Here is a 21,168-nt window from a genome sequence, read left to right as displayed (position 1 = left end):
TACTATTTAGTTAGAGTAATTAATAGTTTGATCTAGATCACACTAATGATATGATTAGCGCATCAACACCGGCACAGTACACTGGCGTCTACCTGACTCCTGTGAATTGGGCCAGCATTCAGTAGGTTACTACTGAGATGCGACCTAATCCTGCGCGATTGGCCAGGGCTTAACGTTAGAGCGTGTTTACGCTAACTGATTCAATTTATTCAGTTTACTAATTTTTAAGTCAACATGCTCTAAAGATAGTATCGATACTATCGTCAGCGTTCTGCGATTGAGGGTTCTCTCCCGACTGGTGTGACATAGTTTTCCCTATACATCGACAAAGAGGATCGCAATGAAACAAAGTATTGCCGATTACATCGCCGAAGTGCTTACACAAGCAGGCATTAAACGGATTTGGGGGGTCACTGGAGACTCATTAAATGGTCTAAGTGACAGTTTACAGCGCCGTAAAGAAATTGAATGGATGCCAACTCGCCACGAAGAAGTCGCGGCCTTTGCATCGGGTGCTGAAGGACAATTAGACGGCAATTTAGTAGTGTGTGCAGGCTCTTGTGGGCCAGGTAACATGCATTTGATGAATGGTCTGTTTGACTGCCATCGTAGCCATGTGCCAACGCTTGCTATCGCCAGCCATATTCCATCTCCGGAAATTGGTTCCAATTATTTTCAGGAAACTCATCCACAAGAACTTTTCAAAGAGTGCAGCGTTTACTGTGAGCTGATTAGCACTCCAGAACAGATGCCATATGTTTTGGAAATCGCGATGCGCAAAGCCATCTTAGAACAAGATGTCGCTGTGATTGTGCTCCCAGGTGATGTCGCTCTGCAACCTATTCCTGAAACAGCTAAAGTTAAATGGCGTACTCCTAAATTACCTGTTTTAACGCCATCTGATGACTCTTTAAAAGAAGTAGCCGATGTTTTAAATAGCGCTAACAATATCACTTTGTTGTGCGGGGCTGGCTGTAAAGGCGCACATGATGAAGTGGTTAAATTTGCTGAAACTTTAAAAGCGCCTATTGTGCATGCAATGCGCGGTAAAGAGTTTATTGAATACGATAACCCATATGATGTCGGTATGACTGGGTTGATTGGTTTCTCATCGGGTTATCACGCGATGGAAAATGCGTCAACCTTGGTTATTTTAGGAAGTGCCTTCCCATATCGTAATTTCTACCCAGATGACGCAACTGTCATTCAGCTCGATATTAAATCGGGTGCTTTGGGTGCTCATACTCAGATTGATTATGGATTAGTTGGGGACGTTAAAGAGACCCTTAATAAACTGACTCCAATGCTACAGGTTCGCGAAGATCGCCGTTTCTTAGATAAAGCACTGGCTCATTATCATGAAGCACGTAAAGGCCTTGATAAACTGGCTAATGAAACTACCAAAAAAGGTGTGATTCATCCGCAGTACTTAACTCGTCTGTTAAGTGAAAAAGCCAGCGATGATGCCGTATTTACCTGTGATGTTGGTACGCCAACCGTTTGGGCGGCTCGTTATCTTGAAATGAATGGTAAACGTCGCATTCTTGGCTCATTCAACCACGGTTCAATGGCAAACTCACTGGCACAATCAATTGGTGCACAGGGGATGGATCGTAACCGCCAAGTTATCGCGATGTGTGGCGACGGTGGTTTAAGCATGTTGATGGGTGATCTGCTCACCGTTAAACAGCTGAACCTGCCAATTAAAATTGTGGTTTATGATAACCATTCACTGGGTTTTGTGGCGATGGAAATGAAAGCAAGCGGCTTTTATTCTCGTCATACTGACCTTGATAACCCCGATTTTGGTGATATTGCTAAATCATTGAATATCGAAAGTGCTTCAGTTACTGATCCAAGTGATTTGCCTGCGGCAGTCGATCAGATGATGAGTAGTAAAGGTCCATTCTTATTAGCTGTTCGTACCGCTAAACAAGAATTGGCAATGCCACCTAAAGTGAAATTTGAGCACGCTAAAGGCTTTAGCATCTATATGATGAAAGCAGTGCTTAATGGCGATGGCAGTGAATTAGTTGAGTTGGGTAAAACCAACTGGCTGCGGTAAGTTTATTGATTGCAATATTAAAAAGGTCGCTTATGCGGCCTTTTTTGTTTTTCGAGACCATAGATTTTAAATTTGTAGCCCGGTAGAAGCGAAGCGGATGCCGGGATAGCGCATCGGTTTGATAATTTCCCGGGTTCCATTTCATTTCACCCGGGCTACGGATGGTTGTTTTATGTAGTCCGGTAGGCGCGAAGCGGATGCCGGGATGGTGCGTTTGGTTTAAGAATTCCCGGGTTCCATTTCATTTCACCCAGGCTACGAATTATTTGTTTTTGTAGCCTGGCAGGAGCGAAGTGGATGCCAGGATAGTGCGTTAGTTTAAGGATTCCCCGGGTTCCATTTCATTTCACCCAGGCTACGGATGTTATTTGTTTAGGTAGCCCGGCAGGAGCGAAGCGGATGCCGGGAAGGTGCGTTTGGTTTAAGAATTCCCGGGTTCCATTTCATTTCACCCAGGCTACGGATGTTATTTGTTTAGGTAGCCCGGTAGGAGCGAAGTGGATGTCGGGATAGTGCGTCGGTTTGAGAATCCCCGGGTTCCATTGCATTCCACCCGGGCTACGAGGGATTTGTTTTTGTAGCCTGGTAGAAACGAAGCGGATGCCGGGGATGGTGCGTTGGTTTGAGAATTCCCCAGGTTCCATTTCATTTCACACGGGCTACGGATGGTTGTTTTATGTAGCCTGGCAGGAGCAAAGTGGATGCCGGGATTTGTGTGTTGATTTAAGAATTTCCCGGATTACGCTGTGCTTCATCCGGGCTACGATGGTTTATGTGTGTTGTATCCGGAAGATTGCTAATTTCCCCAAGCCTATGTCGTAATCCATTAGGGGATAAAATCCACCAGCAAAAAGTTCTATCATGACCGATTAACCTGCTAATTTTTTGATAAAATTATTATATTCATCGAGCAGGGATGGTATGGCATGTTTAAATCAGCGTATAAAAACTTTAAAAGTTTCCCCACCTGGCTAAAAATCTCATTGTATGTTGTTACGTTGTATGTGTTGTATCTGATCCTCGTCGGGCTGGTGGCTCCCTATGTCATTCAATCTAAATTGCCAACATCGCTGAAAACGATGTTGGGGCGAAAGGTGACTGTTGAAAAGGTTAGCATTAACCCATTTTTACTGCGTGCTCGAGTTGATAATTTAAATATCGCTAAAGCGGATAACTCAAAGCAGCTGTTTGCCTTAAAACGGCTAGAAGTTGAGATCAATTTTTGGCAAAGCCTGTTTACCTTTACCCCAACCCTTTCTCATATCAGTATCGATTCGCCGGATGTGATGTTCTCTCGGCACAAAGATGGTTCACTGAGTTTTCAGGACATTCTTGCGCAGTTTGCTCAAAGTGCTTCACAAAAACAACCTGAAGCAAAAGCTGATAATGCTCAAATGGTTGCTTTGCGCATTGGTCAAATCAGCCTATTGAATGGTCAGCTTGCTTTTAGTGATTTAGTCACTGGCGCTCATTTGGATTATCAAAAGCTTCATTTTAAGTTAAATCATTTTGACACACGGGCTTTAATCAAATCGAATAAAGCGGATAAACCGCAAAATGGATTCGATTTTAACTTTACTGGCCAACAACAAGGAAAAGTGCGCCTAACCGGGCAATTGCAATTATTGCCTTTTAAAACCTCGGGCCAGTTTAGTGTGCAAAACTTAGCTCTAACCCCGCTTTGGCAACTGATTCAACCCTACATTCAGGCAAAACTTGCCAAAGGAACGTTAACCACAAAACTTCCTTTTGCTCTAGCGCTTAAAAAAGATGGCCTGCAATGGCAGCTTAACGATGGCTCGTTTGCTTTAAATGATTTGCAATGGCTCGATAACTCTCAGCCCAAAGTGTCTGTAGCGCATCTTAAGCTTTCACAGATGAATGCCACCAGCGCTGATAAAAGTGCAAGTATTGGCAAAGTTATTTTAAGCAAACCTCACATAGAGGCGACGCTTAAAAATAGCAGTGTTGATTTGGCCAGTTTGTTTACGCCAAAATTTCCAGCATCTGCTTCTTCCTCAACCACTCCGACTCAAGGCAAATCACAGTCGCCTTGGCAGGCATCTATTGGTGAATTTGGGCTAGATGATGGTTCTGTTCAGTTTATTGATGATGATTTTGGCAATGGGACTCGGTGGAATATAAATCAAATTGCGCTTAAAACTGGGCAGTTATCAAGCGATCTCAGTCAGAGTATTTCCTACCAGCTCAGTTTAGCTATTATGGGCAAAACGAATAAAAGTGCCGGGCAGTTAACGAGCACTGGCGAAATTATCCCGGGGAGCCAAAATGTTAGCGCTAAATTAAACGTAAGTGATTTTGATTTGACATCACTTCGCGCCTATCTAGCACCTTATGTGAATATTGAGCTTAATAGTGGCAAGTTATCAAGTAATGCTAAGATTAGCTTTAGCCCGAAACAGCAATTGGATTATCGAGGAAATATCGCGCTTAACCAACTGAATGTGAAAGATGATGTCACCAATCAGCCTCTTTTAAAATGGCAAAAAATGGCGATTCACTCGATTCATTTTTCTCAAATTCAGAATTTGCTAGATATTAAACAGATTCAATTCACCAAGCCATTCTTTCGCGTGATTGTCACGCCTAAACGGCAAACGAATCTAAGCCATCTTATGGTGAGTTCTCAAGCGACTAAACAAGAGGCGAGTAAAGCGCAAAAACCTAAACAAACTGCAGCAGCGAAACCTGCGGCAAATCCACTTAAAATCAATATTGGAAAGATTAGCCTCAATCAGGGCAGTGCATTTTTCGCTGATCAGTCGATTACACCAAATTTTGCATCGGGGATTGAATCGCTAAATGGTGATATTTCGCATCTATCGTCAAAACCTGGCACGGTTGCAAAGGTTAATCTAAAAGGTGCTATTGACCAATATGCTCCGGTGACTTTGCGTGGTGAAGTAAACCCTCTTTTGTCTCAACCTTATCTGAACCTTGATTTGAACTTTAAAAATGTCGAACTGGTTTCGGTAAGCCCTTATTCAGGGACCTATGCCGGATATTACATTGATAAAGGGCAGTTGAATTTAGGGCTAAATTATCAGCTCAAAGACAGCCAGTTATTAGGTAAAAACCATATTGTGATTAATCAGCTGCAGCTTGGTAAAGCGAGCAACTCCTCGCAAGCACTGAATTTGCCAATCAAGCTGGCAATTGCGTTGCTCCAAGACCGTCATGGTGTCATCGATTTAGGTGTGCAGGTTTCAGGAGACGTTAACGATCCATCTTTTGGTGTGGGAAGCATTATTTGGGCCGCGATAAAAAATGTAATTACCAAAGCGGTTATGTCGCCGTTTTCTCTGTTGGCGAAATTAGTGGGCAGCGATCAACAGCTAAACTATGTGGCCTTTGAACCGGGGCTGGCAACGCTTGAAAAAAGCGAGCAGCAACGTCTGGATAAGTTAGCTCAGGCATTAAATAAACGACCTAAATTAAAAGTGAATGTCCGTGGCAGTGTTAATTTGGCTCAAGATGCAAATGCAATGAGTGAATTTAAGCTCAAACAGCAGTTGCTTAAAATAAGTGGTCAAGAAAAATTACCTGAAGATTTAAGTGCCAGCCAATTCCCGTTACAAGGTCCATTGGTCGATGCATTGGATAAGCTTTATGTCTCGCAATTAAAACAATCGGTTAAACAAGCTCGCGAGACTATGGCTACGCAGTTAAAAGCTCAGCAAAATGGCAAAGAACCATCGGCTGAACAGTTAACCACGGCAGTGCACATTAGTATGTATAACCAATTAATTAAGGCGCAGCAGATAGAAAAAAGTCAGTTGCAAAACTTAGCACAGATGCGTGCTCAGCAGGTGAAAGCGTATTTAGTCAATAAAGATAAAATTGACCCTGAGCGGATATTCTTACGCAATAGTAAAGCGGAGTTAAAAACCGATAGTACGCAGGTTAAATTAGAGATTACTGAATAAGATGATCCCGGATTACGCTGCGCTGCATCCGGGCTACGGTTGGTTGTTTTATGTGGCCCGGTAGGAGCGAAGCGGATGCCGGGATTTGTTGGTATTTCATTGTCATAGATGAGAGCCAATCAAAATGACATTAATTGTTCTATTACTTCTTTGTCATGTTCATCGACTGGGGTGAATACCATTAAATTAAGCTCAGGGCTGTCAGAAACATTAAACGATGAATAGGCAAGACGAAATTCATCAGCCCCTGGCTTTTGCAATCGTTTGATATCAATCTGATTGTCACTTATCTCATGGTTATCCCAATAATAAGCAAAGACTTCGCTATTGGCGTACAGCTCGTTAATGAGCTCGGTCGTTTTTGCATTATCTCCAATTCTGGCAATGTCAGCACGAAAGGAGCTAATTAATAATTGAGCGTTATTTTGCCATTCTAGATTGTGTTGGCGGGTTTCAGGCGACATAAAAAACAGCCGCATCACATTGCGCTCATGCTCAGGTAACAGCGAATAGTCGGTTAAGATCATCGCAGCCGCTCGGTTCCAAGCCAAGACATCCCAAGTGAGATTACGGATTAGCGCAATATTGGGATTTAATCCATCCAAAATATGCTGCAGGCGCGGTGTGACTTCTTCTTTTAATTGATACTGAATTTGTGGCGATCGCCCCAATGTGGTTAAAAATAGATATTCGGTTTGCTGGGCTGAAAGCTCTAACGCCTTGGCTATACGATTTAATACCTCGGCGGAAGGTGTGCCTCCACGGCCTTGTTCTAGCCATGTATACCATGTCACACTGATATTGGCGCGTTGCGCTATTTCTTCACGGCGCAGCCCTGGCGTTCGGCGGCGAGTCATGGAATAACCCAACATTTGAGGATCTAACCGCTCTCGGGCCTCTTTTAAGAACGTGCCAAGATGAGTTGCAGCTTTTGACTTCATTCTTATCCTATTAGTGCTTATACCCTGATACGTTCACTACTTTAACCAACCGATAGGCCGAATACAATGAAATAACTGCATGTCACCAACGCAGAGCACTTCGATTTAACTCAAAGGGGAATGTGATGACACAAGTATTTGTAACGGGCGCCACCGGGTTTATTGGCCAGAGTGTGGTTAAAGAGTTAATTGAGCATGACTATGAGGTCCTAGGGTTAACTCGCTCCGAGCAAGGTGAGCAGCTCCTTAAAAAAATGGGGGCAACACCGATTTGGGGCGATTTACAGCAAAGAGCGCAACTTGTTGAGGCTGCCCAACAGGCGGATGCAGTCATTCACCTGGCATTTAACCATGATTTTTCGACCTTTTTGCAAAATTGTGAAGATGATAATCAGCTGATTCAATATTTTGGTCAGGCCTTAAAAGGTACAGAAAAACGTTTGATTGTCACTTCAGGATGTTTTTACAGTGGTGAAGAGACTAATTTCCCTAAAAATGGCGCCGTTGCTCATAACCCTCGAGTTGCATCTGATAAATCAGCGCTAGCCATCGCTAAAGATGGTGTAAACAGTACGATTGTTGGCCTTCCTCAAATTCACGATACACATCGATTTGGGCTGATTAGCTGGTTGATTAATATTGCTCAGCAAAAGGGCAAAGTCGGTTTTATTGGTGATGGGCAAAATTTCTGGGCCGCAACTCATCGCTCTGATGTTGCAAGAGCCTATCGATTGGCATTAGAAAATGGTCAACGCGGTTATAAATATATGGCGGTGGCGGAAAATGATCTCCCTTTTTATGACATCGCCCAAGCTATTGGCAAGCGGCTTGATTTACCTGTGGAACAAATTGCCGATGAAGAAGTGAGCCAGTTTTTTGGTCCGATGAGCGAGCTTTTTAAAAGCGATTTAACGCTTGATGGTCAGTGGAGCAAAGACAAATTGCATTGGCAGCCCGTTGGTCCGAGCTTATTTGACGATATTGCTGGCGCGATTATCGAGTAAGTAAATCCAGAGGATTGGTGGTTGTTTAGAAAATGTTCCCGGATTGCGCTGCGCTTCATCCAGGCTACGATTGTTATTGAATGGATATAGCCCGGCTGAGCATATGCCGGGCTTTTTATTAATGAGCTCTGAAAAATGGTGGCTTGGTAAACCAGATGATGGCTAACAAGGCAATGAACAACCACCCTAAAAAGGTGAAATAATCGATGGTTGACATCATCATTGCCTGGGTTTCAATTAAACTACTGACCTGTGCCATAGCGCTGTGCGTAAAACCGCCGAGCTGACCTAAAAAGCTTTGAGTATTGGGGTTATACGCGCTCACATGTTCATTTAGCTGTGCATAATGAAATACCTCGCGGCGATCCCAAATCCAGACGCTTAATGATGATGCAAAGCCACTGCCTAATACCCTTAAAAAGGTTGCTAATCCAGCCCCTTCAGCCAAATCACTATTTTTTAAGTTAGACAATAAAATCGTTGTCAGTGGCATAAAGAAGAGCACCACACCAACGCCCATATAGCCTTGCACTAACGCAACGTAGAAAAAGCTGACATCGGTATTAAAGCTTGCTCGTATGAAGCACGATGAACTAATCGCAATAAATGAGATAGTCACTAACATGCGCATATCAAATTTAGGTGCATATTTGCCTACTGCTGCCGATGTTAAAAGCGGAATAATTCCCATCGGTGCTGCGGCAAGTCCTGCCCAAACAGCTGTGTAGCCCATATTTTGTTCAAGCCATTGAGGCAAAATAAGGTTGATGGCAAAAAAGGCGGAATATCCAAATACCAGCGCGATCGTTCCTACCGCAAAGTTTCTGTCTTTAAACAGCCCCAAATTAACGATGGGGTGCTCGGCGGTAATCTCCCAGATCACAAAGGCGACGAGGGCGATAATTGCAATAGCGGTCAAGGCTACAATAAAGTGCGAAGCAAACCAGTCGAGGTTATTCCCTTTATCCAGCATCACTTGCAAAGCACCAACCCCAACCACTAATAGGCCAAGTCCCACATAATCCACTGGTGTTTTTACGGTCTTTTCGGGGCGATCTTTAAGCTGCACATAAACGGCCATTGTGGCGATAACGGCAATAGGGACGTTGATGTAAAAAATCCAGCGCCAAGAGTAATTATCAGTGATCCAGCCGCCGGTAATTGGCCCAACAATAGGAGCTACCACGGTAACCATCGAGATAATGGCCAGAGCGATGGTTCGTTTATCCCTTGGGAATATCGCCATCATTAAGGTTTGTGCCATAGGGAACAATGGCCCTGAGCAAAAACCTTGTACAGCTCGATAAAAGATAAGCTCACTCATCGAGTGTGCAGTCCCACACATAAATGAGCTGACCGCGAACAATACCACAGAGCCTAAAAACAGCTTTGTTTCGCCAACGGTTCTGGCGACCCATCCGGTTAAGGGCAGGGCGATAGCATTGCAGACGGCAAATGAGGTAATCACCCAGTTACCTTGATCGGATGAAACCCCCATGTTTCCGGCAATCGTTGGCAAGGCAACATTCGCAATGGTGGTGTCCAATACCTGCATGAATGTTGCCAAACATAGACCAATTGTCGCCAGAACTAGGTTCTGTGGGCGAAATTGGTCATTATTCATAATGATTGGTATCCGTGACTGCGGTAAGAGCCTGTTCTGCATCAATACCGTTAGTGGTCAGAATTTTGGCAATCAAATGATGGGCTGATTCCAACTGGTTGTTATAAATGTCGGTACTAAAGCGCGGTTTGCTTAACGGTTGTTCTGAGAGCAGTGGGCCGCTGTTATCTGTTAGATGCACGCTGACATAACTCGACAGACCAATTCGAAGCGGATATTTATCTAAATTTTGGCTATCTAGCGCAATGCGAACAGGTAGACGCTGGACAATTTTAATCCAGTTACCGGTCGCATTTTGCGCAGGTAACAGAGCAAAGGCGCTGCCTGTACCAATACCAAGGCTTTCGATATGGCCACTGTAGTGCACATCATCGCCATAGAGATCGGTGGTGACATCAACGCTTTGTCCAAGGCGCATCTCTCTGAGCTGATTTTCTTTAAAGTTGGCATCAATCCATACTTGGTGCAGCGGCACAACCACCATCAATTTTGTAGATGATGTAACCTGTTCACCGACCTGTGCTTCACGTTGGGCAATATAACCATCAACAGGTGCTTTAATCGAGGTGTGAATTTGATTTAAATAAGCTTGCTGAACCGCAGCAATTGCGCTTTTTATCGCCGGATGTTTGGCAATCGGCACGCCTTCTGTCATTGCCAGTTTCGATTTTAACGTCTGTTTAATGGCAATAAGCTCATTTTGTGCCGACGTGAGTGCATCGCGGTAATGGTTAAGCTCTTCAACAGAGATAGCGCCTTTATGAGCTAGTTTTTGCCGGCGTTTGTAATCAGCTAATGCTTGTTGGTAGCTAACTTCTTTGACTTTAACCTGAGCTCGATAGTTGGTGATGTCGCTGTATAGGCCGCGGGTCTGTCGAACAACATTGGCTAAATTCGCTTCAGCATTATTTAATGCAATAGTTGTTTGGTTATCATCTAGCGTGACTAATGGCTGGCCTTTTTTAACCAAGTCGCCATCTTCAGCATAAACCTGAGTAACTGTGCCACTGATTCGTGGTGAAATATCATTTAGATTGCCATTCACATAGGCATCATCAGTCGATTCGTAATAACGACCATAAACTTCGTAATAACCAAAAGCGCCTGCAGCTACGATGATGACGACAGTTAACAACATGAGTAACAGGCGTTTGCGTTTTCTAGAGCGATTGGATGGGTGCGGTGCAACTGCGTTTTCTTGTTCAGTCGAGTTAGCCATAATTCGGTGACCGTTAAAATATCAAAGAGATAACAATGCGTTGCCTAATTAGTTGGGTAACGCGCCATTGGCCTTAAGTAATTTAGTCATCAGCATCATCAGCGTGGTAATTTCGTCTTCACTTAGTCCTTGTGTAAACTCATTTAACGCATTAACGATAAGCTGTGGAAATTCCTGACAAAGATTGAGCCCTTTGTCTGTCATTTTGAGTTGAACCTGACGGCGGTCGTGTTCATCTCTTTCGCGGATCAGTAATCCTTTTTTCTCCAAGCGATCACAAATTCGCGTTGTAGCGCCAGCATCAATACACAATGCCTGGCTTAAATTTTTACAAAGTTGGATTTTCTCTCGATATACCAACAGCATCACTTTAAATTGCTGCGAGGTGATATCTAGAGGTGCTAAGTGTTTGTTGAGAAGTCTATCTTTAAGCTGATTTAACAGATGGACTAAGTGTCCAATCGAAAGATAATCTCCCGTCATGATGTCGTCTAATGTGAAATATGTCATAGCAATATTTGCCTGGGCAACTATATTGTTGACAAATATACTGAGATTGTCGGTAAAAAGCAACTAGTTGCCTAAGCAAACTTTCTTAAATAAACTAATATTTTTATAAAATAGATATAACTTAATGATTTAAATTGATTTTTTTTGATTTTTGGAAAAGAATTTTTTATTCAGGTTTTGCCAGAAGAGCAAAACCTTGGTCGGAATAGATTCTATCGATTAATTTATATCTGAGGATTCATTATCTTTACATTGGCATATGCCAAATAATGTAAGATCTTTGGTGGTGAGTTTAAGGTGATATTGCAGAGCTATCTCTTCAAGACGTTTATCAATGACAGGGTCATTAAACTCAATGATTTTTCCGCAACGTTGACAAATTAAATGATCATGGCGATTGGATGCACGCTCAAAAATCGCACTATTGCCTTCAAAGTTATGTCGAGTTACCAATCCTGAATCGGCAAACTGGTTCAACACGCGATATACCGTTGCCAAGCCTAGTGTTTCACCTTCATCCAAGAGCTGTTTATAGATATCTTCAGCACTTAAATGGCGAGGTTCTGCGTATTCGAGCATCGTTAAAATTTTAACTCGGGCCGAGGTGACTTTCAGCCCAACTTTTTTTATTAGCAATTCTGTTTCACTCAAGGGTCACTCCTTCGGTGATGAATTGTCATCATCATGTTGTTTGGCTTTTGCTTCTAAATCGGCCAACTCCTTGGCTCGTCGTTTTGCATAAGCGTCAGTACTTCGACGCATATCTTTGATCGTGTTTAAAAAGACCCCGATCACAAAGACAATGATGGCAATAATCCACCAGAATTTCATGCCTTACTCCCGAACTGATGAGGCGACGAACCATTGTACGTCATTGTAATAGAAACTGTAATTCGGTTACGGCTATCCCGGCAATGATCAAGCTCAAGCTTGTAGCGCCCAGTTGCCCTGCTGTCGGTTCCATATCTTTTAACAGCGGTAATAACCAGATCAGCATACCAGCTAAGGAAAAACCAACCAAATGAATAAATTTACGAGTGAGTTCGCCAAGCAGGGGTTGCTCACCATATTGGTAAATTTGCAGCGCGCATAGACAAACTGTCAAAGCTAATACAGCGATGGCACAGATTGGCAGAATTCTGTCAAAAGCACTCAAGCGATGTTTGGCTTTTACCATAACCCAGTGAGTTACGGCCAGAGCGGCTAATAGCATTGCCAAAATACTATAAGGGTGGGTGATGCTGATAATCAGTGAAGCAAGGATTAAAGGCGCGCCACTTAGCCACCAGATGCGGGAGTCAAGTGTGCGTTTGCCAGCTAAGCGCAGCTGGCGGATACTTAAAATCCAGCCGATGACGACGCTTAACCCAAGCAGTGTAATAATTACCCAAGCATGACGCTCGGCAACGAGTGTACTCACTAATCCAAGTGACGATAAACTCCATAACGTTGCAAATTGCTGACTTAAGCGGCTGCGTTGTCCGGCGCAAATTTGCCCTTTGTAGTGCACCAGCATGAGTAATAAAAAACTGTAAGCAGCCGTTGGCGCAAGAATGATGGCAAGAGATTGGTATAAAGTACTCATAGATAATTTATCTGCTTGAAGTAATGCTGATAAATATCAGCTAAATGACTCAGTATAGTGGTTTTGCCTGCTATTTGGGCATCTTGAATCACTTGGGTAAGTTCATGGAGCTGATGTTTATTTTGCAACTGTTCTGATAATGGCCGGTAACTAATATGCCAAGGTTCAGGGGCCGTTGCACCTAAGTCATCACGATAGGGAAAGAAAAAGCCAAACTCGAGAGCATGCTCTTCGACCCACTGATAAGCGCTAAAGTGACTGCCGCCCGGCAAATAAGTAGCAGGAACGAGTGCAAAGTTTTCAGCTTGTTGAATCAAATCGGGACAGAAAAAGTCCAGATCACTTCCCCAATGGTGGCGGCTTGTACCAGGCAACGCACTCCAGCGCAAAATAGCCCAAAGTTTTTGCTCATCACTAAGCTTGGTAATATCTAGCGGCTGACTGGCTGAATCTAATATCGCTCGCTTGCCTTGCCATTTGTCGTTCCATATCACGCATTGAGTGTGGAAGCTGCGAAAGCTACTGTATGCCGTCAGCGAGATGCCATCTCGCTTGGCTGTTGCACACATAGTTAAAAATGCCTGAGCAGCTTCTGGATGGAGCCGCTGCCCGGGACTGATTTGCTCGAGTTCAAAATAACCTTGTCCGTACAGCAGCGGGTACTGGTTCATGCCAGCAGTTCTTTGAGTGTGTGATAGTACATTTGTTCAAGCTGTTGTAGGTCATGTACTTTAACGCATTCATTCACCTTATGAATGGTTGCGTTAACTGGCCCAAGCTCAATGACTTCGCCACCCATTTTGGCAATAAAGCGACCATCTGATGTTCCGCCAGTAGTTAATAGCGCCGGTTCAATGCCTGCTACTGTTGAAATTGCTTTACTTACCGCGCTAACCAGTGAGCCACTATCGGTTAAAAAAGGTTGGCCGTTATAGGTCCAATCTAATTGATAATTTAAGCCGTGAGCATCGAGCAGATGATGGACTCGTTTAACCAGCTCTTCGGCGGTCACTTCAGTTGAATAACGAAAGTTAAATTGCACATAAAGCTCGCCAGGGATGACATTTGATGCTCCGGTGCCGGCTTGAATATTGGCAATCTGAAAGCTCGTTGGCGGGAAAAACTCATTGCCTTTATCCCATTCTATTTGGGTGAGCTCAGCCAGCGCTGGGGCGGCTTTATGCACTGGGTTTTCGCCTAAGTGCGGATAGGCAACGTGTCCTTGAATTCCTTGAACGCGAAGATCTCCGGTAAGTGAGCCGCGCCGACCATTTTTAACGACATCTCCAACCTTTTGGGTGGAAGAGGGCTCACCCACTAAACAGTAGTCGATGAGCTCGTTACGAGCCATCAAAGTATCAACCACTTTGGTGGTGCCATTGATAAACGGGCCTTCTTCATCAGAGGTGATTAAAAAAGCGATTGAGCCACGATGATTTGGATAATCACTGACAAACCGCTGCGTTGCGCTAAGCATTGCTGCCAGTGAGCCTTTCATATCGGCAGCTCCCCGACCATGTAGATAACCATCAATGATGGTTGGTTCAAATGGTGGCGTGTGCCAAGCATCTACGGGGCCGCTAGGGACGACATCGGTGTGCCCAGCAAAACAAAATAACGGTCCTTCGCTACCGCGACGAGCCCATAAGTTGGTGGTGTCGGCAAAGATCATCGGTTCAATATGAAAATCATGCGCTTGAAGTCGCTCTGCCATCATCGTTTGGCAGCCGCAATCTTCAGGGGTAACCGATTGGCGACTAATGAGATCAAATGCCAGTTCGACCACGTTGGGTTCAGTCATGCAATTATCCTTAATTCTTTGAAAAAAATTCTGTGTAACTGGTGTCTTTAAAGCCTAATAAATATTGGTCGTTACTTATCAGTAATGGCCGTTTAATCATAGCTGGTTGTTCAAGTAACAATGTGATGGCTGATTCTTTATCAAGGGTATTTTTTTGCTCATCACTGAGTTTTCGATAGGTTGTTCCGCGTTTATTCACCAGTGCTTGCCAGCCTAATTGCTGTTCGAATTGCTCAAGCATCTCGCGGCTCAAACCATCTTTACGATAATCATGAAATTGATAAGTTATGTGGTGCTCATCAAGCCAACGGCGGGCCTTTTTGATTGTATCGCAGTTAGGGATACCATACATGATGACATCTGATTGATTCATAAAAAAAGCTCCTTTAAGTTGCCCTAAGCATACCAGCGACAATTATGAACGGGTAGTCTTGGGATGAACTCGTTTAGTTAACTGGATAAATTTTAATGAATGAGGGCTTTTAATTCAGGGGCTGTTGATCTTTGGTGGTTGAGTTTTGTTCAAATTAAACGCATATTGAACGAGGCGCGACCTGCGTCGCTTAATGAGTTAAGCAAGTAGGGTGCAACAAAGTTCAGGATGCGTTTAAATGAACCCGAAGGGCAGCATCTGAGGCTGATTTATTCAGCGTTAAACGTTCTCTTTATGGAGAATAACTACACTGCAAAACGTTTGCCTTGCCTAAATCCCGCCGCAGATGGCTGCAAAAATAATCACAAAAGCTCAACAGCCCCTGCAACCTGAGCTATATTGTTATACTTGGGGTCGTGTGGTTTTTGTCCATAAGTAGAGTCGCGTTTGTTGCTTGAAAAGGGTATTATCAATTGCGCATTAAGCTTAAAGGGTTAGTTATTTCGGGCTATTTTACGTTAGTGATAAACTTGTTAATATAACTAGCCGTATCTACAGAGATTTTTAATCCATTCGTTAGAATTCGTATTTACTCGATATTCTTTTGAGGTCTGTTGTAAAAGAACAAGGACAGTTGTTATGGTTTCTTATCGGCGCGCTTATCAGCCTAATGGTTGCTATTGGTTATCTTTAAGGCAAGTCGATTGTTCTCGCAGTTATTTTTTGGACAATATTAAACTACTCGAAAAATCGGTTACTGATTCGTTATGTCGCCATCCTGGGATCATGCAAGCGATGGTCGTTTTGCCGAATCAGTTACAGATGATGATTCTATTTCCTTTCGATGATGATCGTCATAGCTCTTTTGTGCGGATGCTTAAGCGTCAATTTAGTAATCATCTCAGCAATATTTGCGCGATTCGAAGTTTTAACCCCAAGCAGTTACAAAGTGTTTGGCAAGATGGGTTTGAATGTTCGTTAATGAATGATTCGCTCCAGTGGCAGCACTGTATTGATCAACTTCATTATGCCCCCGTGCGCTTAGGGTTAGTGAATGATGTTAAAAGCTGGCAGTATTCGAGCTTTCATCAATATGTGCAAGAGGGAATATTGGAGTCTGACTGGCCGAACAGTGCTCAAGCTGAGCCGCGTCATGTCGAGATTATGCCTGATTTTTCGCTGTGGCGATTTAACCCTAATTATTAACGAGCGAGCCTAAATGCCCCGGTGCTTTGCACACCGAGGCCGATAGTTTTGCTTAAAGTTGGAAGCGGTTGACAAGTTTTCGTTGTTGGTCCGCCTGCTGGCTTAGTGATTGGCTCGTTTGGGCATTATCTTCAGCTCCTTTGGCTGTTTGCTCAGCCGCATCACTAATGTTAACCACACTGGCACTAATATCTTTGGCGGTAGTGCTTTGCTCTTCAGTTGCGGTGGCAATCTGAATATTCATCTCAACAATCTGGCGAATTGAATCATTCATTGAATTCAAGCCTTGGTCCGCTGATTCTGCCACCTCAATATTCGATGCATTTTTACTAACGTTGACTTCAATGACATCTACCACGGCTTGAATGAGTTTTTGCATCAGCTCAATCATATTCTGAATTTCTTCAGTTGAATTTTTGGTTCGGCTTGCAAGTGAGCGGACTTCATCGGCAACTACCGCAAAACCACGGCCTTGTTCACCAGCACGCGCCGCTTCAATGGCAGCGTTCAATGCCAGCAAGTTCGTTTGTTCGGCGATGTTTTGAATCGTTTCAATAATTGAATCGATTTTTTTGCCGTAATCATTAAGCTCAAGAGTTGTTTTCGATGCGTTCTCAATATCTGCAGCTTGTGCTCGAATATTACTAATCGCTTGTTTGATTCGTTTACTCACATCTTCCATCTGGTTGCCAGCTTGTTCAGCTGCCATCATGGTGTCTTGAGCTCGCTGAGCAACTTCTGCAACAGAGCTTTCCATCTCAGTCATCGCTGATGCAGTAGAAGAGAGTAGGTAACGCTGATGGTCAACCGCTTGCGTGGTCTCATCACTGATACTGGCGTTGCGATTGGATACTTCGCTGAGCTTATCTGAGCCGCGACTTAATTCGATAAAGGTTTTCCGCAGGTTCTGCGTTAACTGATTCAGATAGCCGCCCAATTCGGCAAATTCATCACGTCCTGATTGGTCAAATTGCACACGCAAATCACCTTCGGTCATGGTTAAAAGTGCTTGGCGGAATTTCTTAATGGAGCTGCGAATCGTACCTGAGATCCAAAGCGGGACAATAATTGCGATCGCCAAGGATATGGCACTGATGATGATAATTGATTGTTTAATTAAACTAATTCGGGCATTCGTGTTGTTTTGGGCACTTAATACCATCTGGTTGGCTTGCTCAACAAAGGCATTGGCATCAGCAAGTAGTGCCGTAACCAAAGTATTGGATTTTTGTAACAGTTGGTCTTCTTGTTGATCCAATTTGTCGTTTGCCATATATAGCTGATAGAGGCCATCTTTAGCAGTGAGTTGCTCAATCAGTGGATTGAGCATAATGCTGAACACTTTGCCACGGTTAACGTCAAACTCTTGAATTGAAGCTAAGCGTTTTGGAATAATCGCATCCATCCCTGAAAGCGCTTTTTGTAAGGTGGTAAAGTTTTTATCAACCAAGTAGTTATTAAATGCATTGATAACGCCTTTGGTTTCTCTATCTAACCCTTTGATTATGATTTGAAAATTAGTGTCGGAGTAACGAGCTTCAGTATATTTAGCCAAATAATAGTTTAAGCGCCGTTCTAAGCGGCTCATACGGTTTAACTGGATATTAATGGTTTCTTGATTAGTCAGCCCTTGTTTATGAATTGCCATTAATTGTTTGCCGATATCCGCATAGTCTTTTCGGGTTGTTTTAATTGCCGAGACTTTTTCTGATAACTCTTTATTGGCATCAATGATAGGTTGCGGAATTTTGCTAAGTAAGTCGCTGACTTTTTGATCTGATTGTTCAAAGTCTTTTTGAAAGACATCGATTGCGTCTGGTTTTTCAGCATTAAATACCATCAGCAAATTTTGGTTTTGCTGCAATAAGGTGATTTTCGTGTCATTGGCGATATTTGACAGCGGAATCGTTTTATTTGAAATTTCGCTGAAATTTCCAGCGATTTGGTTGACTGAGCTATAGTTGACTACCACTGATACGAGTAATGCTATCAGTAATAAAATAAAGCCGCCGATAATGCGCTGTACTAAGGTAAATGACATAGTCTGGCTCCTGTTCCTTTTATCCTGATATTATTTACTCATCAACTGTTGATAGTTTTCGGGGGTGATTAATTTAAATGCAACCCAGTGTACGGGCGGCAATTTTTGCCCCTTTAATAATTGGTCTGCAACATCCAGCGCTGCTGTTCCTTGGCCTTTAGCATCTTGTAAAACAGTGACGTCTAAATTACCTTCTTGCATTTGTTGCAAAGCATCAGGGGTGGCGTCAATGCCACCTAATAGATACGGTTTGGGGTCAATTCCGGCATCTTGAAACGCTAAAATTGCACCGATAATCATCTCGTCGTTATTCGCCACGAGAATGTTAAAATCGAGCTTTTCTGAAAGCCATTTTTTGGTGACGCTGTATGCTTCATTGCGTGACCAGTTAGCGACTTGGCTGGCAACAAGTTTCATATTTGGATATTTTGCCAGCACGTCTTTGACATCCTGAGTTCTCTTTTGAGCCGCAGGATGGGAGGTAGCTCCGATAAGCAGTGCTACTTTGCCTTTATAGCCGGCTAAACGCGCGAGCTCTTCCATCTCCATGGTGCCGGATTCAAGCTCATTTGAGCCAACATAGACGGAGTTTTGTGGCAATTTATTCAGGTCAGCAAATGGTTCTGAGTTAATAAAGACAACCGGAATATTGCCAGCCAGTTGTAGAATTGCTTTATTGTGTTCTTCGTTGCTGGTGGCCGGGATAACAATCAGTGCATCCGGTTTTTGTTTCATATAAAGCTTGATTTGCTCCAGCTGGCGAGCTGGGTCGTTCCCAGCAAAATCGATGTAAGTATCATCGCCTTGCGAGTCGGCTTTATGTTCCAAGTTTGATAAGATTATGTTCTGAAAGGTATCATTATAGTTGCCCGCTACGGCAATGAATCTTGCCCAACTGGTTGTTGAAACAGACCATAATAGCGCCAGACATAAACTTGCGATTAGTTGCTTTTTTATTGCTGTTATATAGGGTACTTGCATCGGTATACTCCAGACTCAAACTAGGGCTTTAGTTTTTTCACAGCCTCGACCGGTTTTAATCATTGCTTTTTATGATTAATCATTAATCAATTAGAAATATAGTTGATATCTTTCAATCTGCTTGTTTTATTCACAATTGCTTAATTGGCTTTGTGAGCGTGACCGTTTGATTCACTAAAACTTTAGGTTTGGTGCAATAGAATGAGTTGTAAAAGAGCGTGTTATTTTTTAGTTAACCATGATGATTTGACTCTATCCTGTCATCAGAGGAGTTTTTATGAAACCATGTAAGTGGTTGCTTACTTTTTCGTTAGTCACTCTTAGCTTGGGATGTCGGGTGATAGCTGCTCCGATTGTTCAGCTACATTCTGGGCGAGTTGAAGGCCTTCAAGATAACGGCATCGATTCATTTTTGGGCATACCTTATGCCAAGCCTCCTCTTGGTCAACTGCGTTGGCAGCGGCCATTGTCTGCTAAATCTTGGCAAGGAATTAAAAAAGCCACTGCGTTTGGTCCGAGTTGTTTGCAAACGCCGATTAAGGCAAGTGCAGCACCATTGCCGAATGATTACAGCGAAAATTGTCTGACACTGAATGTTTGGCGACCGAGTCGTGGTAATGGCCGTTTGCCAGTGATGGTTTGGATCCATGGTGGTGGTTTTGTCAATGGCGGTAGCGCATCACCAGTTTATAAAGGCCAAGCATTTGCTAAAAGTGGTGTTATTTTTGTGAGCTTTAATTATCGGCTCGGGCGGTTGGGCTTTTTTGCCCATCCGGGGTTGTCGAAAAACTTGTTTCGCGGAAACTATGGACTAATGGATCAGATTAAAGCGCTGCGCTGGATCCAAGATAATATTATCTCCTTTGGCGGCGATCCAAATAATGTCACTGTGGTCGGAGAGTCTGCAGGTGGCTATTCGATTCATGCGCTTCTAACCAGCCACTACAGCCGTAATTTATTTAATAAAGCCATTATTGAATCCGGTGGCGGGCGCTACCAAATGAACGGCGATTATCCTTGGGATAAGGCGCAGCAAACCGGCGTCCAATTTGCTAAAGAGCTCGGGATTGATTTAACCGGTGACAAAGCGCTGGCAAAACTTCGCGCACTGCCAGGTAAAGAGATTGCTGGCAGTCTTAATTTGTGGAATATGGGCGCGCAACGTCAAACTTATTCAGGGCCAATGATGGATGGCCATGTGATTAGCGAAAACCCTGAACAGGCTTATCAAAGTGGTGATTTTGCACATGTGCCACTGCTTGTTGGTGCAAATGACGATGATTTTGGCTTTGACCGATATCACTATCAAAATCGCGATGAATTACTGGCAATGTTTGGTCAACATCAACCTGCTGCTGCAAAAGCCTATCGTGATGTTAAAGGTACTGCAGCGCTTGCATCATTAATCGCCCGGCAAAAGAAAATGATTGAGCCAGCTCGATTTGTGGCTCGCGAATTTGCTCGCCAAAATGTGCCGGTGTGGGAATATCGTTTTGGTTATGTCGCGGATGCTCGAAAAGGGCAATGGCAAGGGGCCAAACACGCCTCAGAAGTCCCGTATGTGTTTAAAACGCTGAGCGCAACATACGGCCACAATGTGACACAACGCGATCAGAAAATGGCAGATTTGATTCATCAATATTGGGTGAATTTTGCTAAAACAGGGAATCCGAATGGTCAGTCGTTAGCTAATTGGCCTAAATATAAAGCTAAATCTGATGAGCTGATGTGGTTTTCCCCTGATGGCGCTCTAAAAAGTCATGCGCAAAAAGACCCGCAACACGCGCAGTTAGATATGGTTGAAACACTCGCTAAATAGATAAAAAAGCGGCCTATTGTGATGCAATAGGCCGCGCTTTTACCTTTACAAA

The 21,168-nt window shown here is 43.5% G+C and carries 17 protein-coding genes; 5 read left to right on the top strand and 12 right to left on the bottom strand.

Going from position 1 to position 21,168, the window contains the following annotated elements; genetic code table 11:
* The first annotated feature begins 340 nt into the window (after positions 1-340).
* Together poxB and ABTQ23_RS04635 are read left to right on the top strand one after the other, a co-directional pair.
* The gene (gene poxB, locus ABTQ23_RS04640) at positions 341-2,065 is read left to right on the top strand and encodes a ubiquinone-dependent pyruvate dehydrogenase (protein ID WP_408614463.1); all 1,725 of its coding nucleotides are present in this window, start codon (positions 341-343) and stop codon (positions 2,063-2,065) included.
* Positions 2,066-2,991: 926 nt separating this feature from the next.
* The gene (locus ABTQ23_RS04635) at positions 2,992-6,012 is read left to right on the top strand and encodes a DUF748 domain-containing protein (RefSeq protein ID WP_408614462.1); all 3,021 of its coding nucleotides are present in this window, start codon (positions 2,992-2,994) and stop codon (positions 6,010-6,012) included.
* Positions 6,013-6,131: 119 nt separating this feature from the next.
* Here ABTQ23_RS04635 and ABTQ23_RS04630 read toward each other — a convergent pair whose 3' ends face one another.
* Positions 6,132-6,953, bottom strand: coding sequence for a helix-turn-helix transcriptional regulator (locus ABTQ23_RS04630; RefSeq protein ID WP_408614461.1), 822 nt, complete (start codon positions 6,951-6,953; stop codon positions 6,132-6,134).
* A 125-nt stretch (positions 6,954-7,078) separates the two neighbouring features.
* Between ABTQ23_RS04630 and ABTQ23_RS04625 the strand changes: the two genes are divergently transcribed.
* Positions 7,079-7,957: an SDR family oxidoreductase gene (locus ABTQ23_RS04625; RefSeq protein WP_408614460.1), complete on the top strand. Its 879-nt coding sequence runs from the start codon at positions 7,079-7,081 to the stop codon at positions 7,955-7,957.
* A gap of 118 nt (positions 7,958-8,075) precedes the next feature.
* Here ABTQ23_RS04625 and ABTQ23_RS04620 read toward each other — a convergent pair whose 3' ends face one another.
* The 9 genes from ABTQ23_RS04620 to ABTQ23_RS04580 form a co-directional block, all read right to left on the bottom strand.
* Positions 8,076-9,581 carry a DHA2 family efflux MFS transporter permease subunit gene (locus ABTQ23_RS04620; protein ID WP_408614459.1) on the bottom strand — a complete coding sequence of 502 codons (1,506 nt, stop codon included), beginning with the start codon at positions 9,579-9,581 and terminating at the stop codon, positions 8,076-8,078.
* Positions 9,574-10,800 (bottom strand): HlyD family secretion protein, encoded by a 1,227-nt coding sequence (locus ABTQ23_RS04615; protein ID WP_408614458.1) that lies wholly within the window; start codon positions 10,798-10,800, stop codon positions 9,574-9,576. The genes ABTQ23_RS04620 and ABTQ23_RS04615 overlap by 8 nt, the downstream gene beginning before the upstream one ends.
* 48 nt (positions 10,801-10,848) lie before the next feature.
* On the bottom strand, positions 10,849-11,310 hold the full coding sequence (locus ABTQ23_RS04610) for a MarR family winged helix-turn-helix transcriptional regulator (protein ID WP_408614457.1): 462 nt from the start codon (positions 11,308-11,310) through the stop codon (positions 10,849-10,851).
* Positions 11,311-11,529: 219 nt separating this feature from the next.
* The gene (gene fur / locus ABTQ23_RS04605) at positions 11,530-11,961 is read right to left on the bottom strand and encodes a ferric iron uptake transcriptional regulator (RefSeq protein WP_408614456.1); all 432 of its coding nucleotides are present in this window, start codon (positions 11,959-11,961) and stop codon (positions 11,530-11,532) included.
* A gap of 3 nt (positions 11,962-11,964) precedes the next feature.
* A complete protein-coding gene (locus tag ABTQ23_RS04600; protein ID WP_408614455.1) occupies positions 11,965-12,141 on the bottom strand; it encodes a hypothetical protein in 177 nt (58 codons plus the stop codon).
* A 40-nt stretch (positions 12,142-12,181) separates the two neighbouring features.
* Positions 12,182-12,895: an HI_1241 family integral membrane domain gene (locus ABTQ23_RS04595; RefSeq protein ID WP_408614454.1), complete on the bottom strand. Its 714-nt coding sequence runs from the start codon at positions 12,893-12,895 to the stop codon at positions 12,182-12,184.
* Positions 12,892-13,566, bottom strand: coding sequence for a M15 family metallopeptidase (locus ABTQ23_RS04590; protein WP_408614453.1), 675 nt, complete (start codon positions 13,564-13,566; stop codon positions 12,892-12,894). Before ABTQ23_RS04590 ends, ABTQ23_RS04595 begins: the two co-directional genes overlap by 4 nt.
* Complete coding sequence (gene dapE / locus ABTQ23_RS04585; RefSeq protein ID WP_408614452.1) at positions 13,563-14,696, bottom strand: succinyl-diaminopimelate desuccinylase; 1,134 nt, start codon at positions 14,694-14,696, stop codon at positions 13,563-13,565. Before dapE ends, ABTQ23_RS04590 begins: the two co-directional genes overlap by 4 nt.
* A 10-nt stretch (positions 14,697-14,706) precedes the next feature.
* Positions 14,707-15,069 carry an ArsC family reductase gene (locus ABTQ23_RS04580; protein ID WP_408614451.1) on the bottom strand — a complete coding sequence of 121 codons (363 nt, stop codon included), beginning with the start codon at positions 15,067-15,069 and terminating at the stop codon, positions 14,707-14,709.
* 639 nt (positions 15,070-15,708) lie between these two features.
* Between ABTQ23_RS04580 and ABTQ23_RS04575 the strand changes: the two genes are divergently transcribed.
* Complete coding sequence (locus ABTQ23_RS04575; protein ID WP_408614450.1) at positions 15,709-16,275, top strand: REP-associated tyrosine transposase; 567 nt, start codon at positions 15,709-15,711, stop codon at positions 16,273-16,275.
* Between the two features lie 52 nt (positions 16,276-16,327).
* Here ABTQ23_RS04575 and ABTQ23_RS04570 read toward each other — a convergent pair whose 3' ends face one another.
* Together ABTQ23_RS04570 and ABTQ23_RS04565 are read right to left on the bottom strand one after the other, a co-directional pair.
* A complete protein-coding gene (locus ABTQ23_RS04570; protein WP_408614449.1) occupies positions 16,328-18,316 on the bottom strand; it encodes a HAMP domain-containing methyl-accepting chemotaxis protein in 1,989 nt (662 codons plus the stop codon).
* A gap of 30 nt (positions 18,317-18,346) precedes the next feature.
* The gene (locus ABTQ23_RS04565; protein WP_408614448.1) at positions 18,347-19,297 is read right to left on the bottom strand and encodes a substrate-binding domain-containing protein; all 951 of its coding nucleotides are present in this window, start codon (positions 19,295-19,297) and stop codon (positions 18,347-18,349) included.
* 277 nt (positions 19,298-19,574) lie between these two features.
* On the opposite strand from ABTQ23_RS04565, the gene ABTQ23_RS04560 reads away from it, so the two are divergent.
* On the top strand, positions 19,575-21,116 hold the full coding sequence (locus tag ABTQ23_RS04560) for a carboxylesterase/lipase family protein (protein ID WP_408614447.1): 1,542 nt from the start codon (positions 19,575-19,577) through the stop codon (positions 21,114-21,116).
* The last annotated feature ends 52 nt before the right edge of the window (positions 21,117-21,168 follow it).

This window comes from Celerinatantimonas sediminis, assembly GCF_046054195.1.
Classification (GTDB): domain Bacteria; phylum Pseudomonadota; class Gammaproteobacteria; order Enterobacterales; family Celerinatantimonadaceae; genus Celerinatantimonas.
The sequence above is the reverse complement of the archived record's forward strand: the minus strand, read 5'-3'. Positions and strand labels throughout refer to the sequence as shown.

What these genes read in the sequence shown, in the direction of transcription:
- ABTQ23_RS04565 (WP_408614448.1), bottom strand. Translation starts at nt 19,297, where the DNA reads ATGCAAGTACCCTATATAACAGCAATAAAAAAGCAACTAATCGCAAGT.
- ABTQ23_RS04625 (WP_408614460.1), top strand. Translation starts at nt 7,079, where the DNA reads ATGACACAAGTATTTGTAACGGGCGCCACCGGGTTTATTGGCCAGAGT.
- ABTQ23_RS04595 (WP_408614454.1), bottom strand. Translation starts at nt 12,895, where the DNA reads ATGAGTACTTTATACCAATCTCTTGCCATCATTCTTGCGCCAACGGCT.
- ABTQ23_RS04600 (WP_408614455.1), bottom strand. Translation starts at nt 12,141, where the DNA reads ATGAAATTCTGGTGGATTATTGCCATCATTGTCTTTGTGATCGGGGTC.
- ABTQ23_RS04615 (WP_408614458.1), bottom strand. Translation starts at nt 10,800, where the DNA reads ATGGCTAACTCGACTGAACAAGAAAACGCAGTTGCACCGCACCCATCC.
- ABTQ23_RS04560 (WP_408614447.1), top strand. Translation starts at nt 19,575, where the DNA reads ATGAAACCATGTAAGTGGTTGCTTACTTTTTCGTTAGTCACTCTTAGC.
- ABTQ23_RS04635 (WP_408614462.1), top strand. Translation starts at nt 2,992, where the DNA reads ATGTTTAAATCAGCGTATAAAAACTTTAAAAGTTTCCCCACCTGGCTA.
- poxB (WP_408614463.1), top strand. Translation starts at nt 341, where the DNA reads ATGAAACAAAGTATTGCCGATTACATCGCCGAAGTGCTTACACAAGCA.
- ABTQ23_RS04575 (WP_408614450.1), top strand. Translation starts at nt 15,709, where the DNA reads ATGGTTTCTTATCGGCGCGCTTATCAGCCTAATGGTTGCTATTGGTTA.
- ABTQ23_RS04570 (WP_408614449.1), bottom strand. Translation starts at nt 18,316, where the DNA reads ATGTCATTTACCTTAGTACAGCGCATTATCGGCGGCTTTATTTTATTA.
- ABTQ23_RS04590 (WP_408614453.1), bottom strand. Translation starts at nt 13,566, where the DNA reads ATGAACCAGTACCCGCTGCTGTACGGACAAGGTTATTTTGAACTCGAG.
- ABTQ23_RS04620 (WP_408614459.1), bottom strand. Translation starts at nt 9,581, where the DNA reads ATGAATAATGACCAATTTCGCCCACAGAACCTAGTTCTGGCGACAATT.
- dapE (WP_408614452.1), bottom strand. Translation starts at nt 14,696, where the DNA reads ATGACTGAACCCAACGTGGTCGAACTGGCATTTGATCTCATTAGTCGC.
- ABTQ23_RS04580 (WP_408614451.1), bottom strand. Translation starts at nt 15,069, where the DNA reads ATGAATCAATCAGATGTCATCATGTATGGTATCCCTAACTGCGATACA.
- ABTQ23_RS04630 (WP_408614461.1), bottom strand. Translation starts at nt 6,953, where the DNA reads ATGAAGTCAAAAGCTGCAACTCATCTTGGCACGTTCTTAAAAGAGGCC.
- ABTQ23_RS04610 (WP_408614457.1), bottom strand. Translation starts at nt 11,310, where the DNA reads ATGACATATTTCACATTAGACGACATCATGACGGGAGATTATCTTTCG.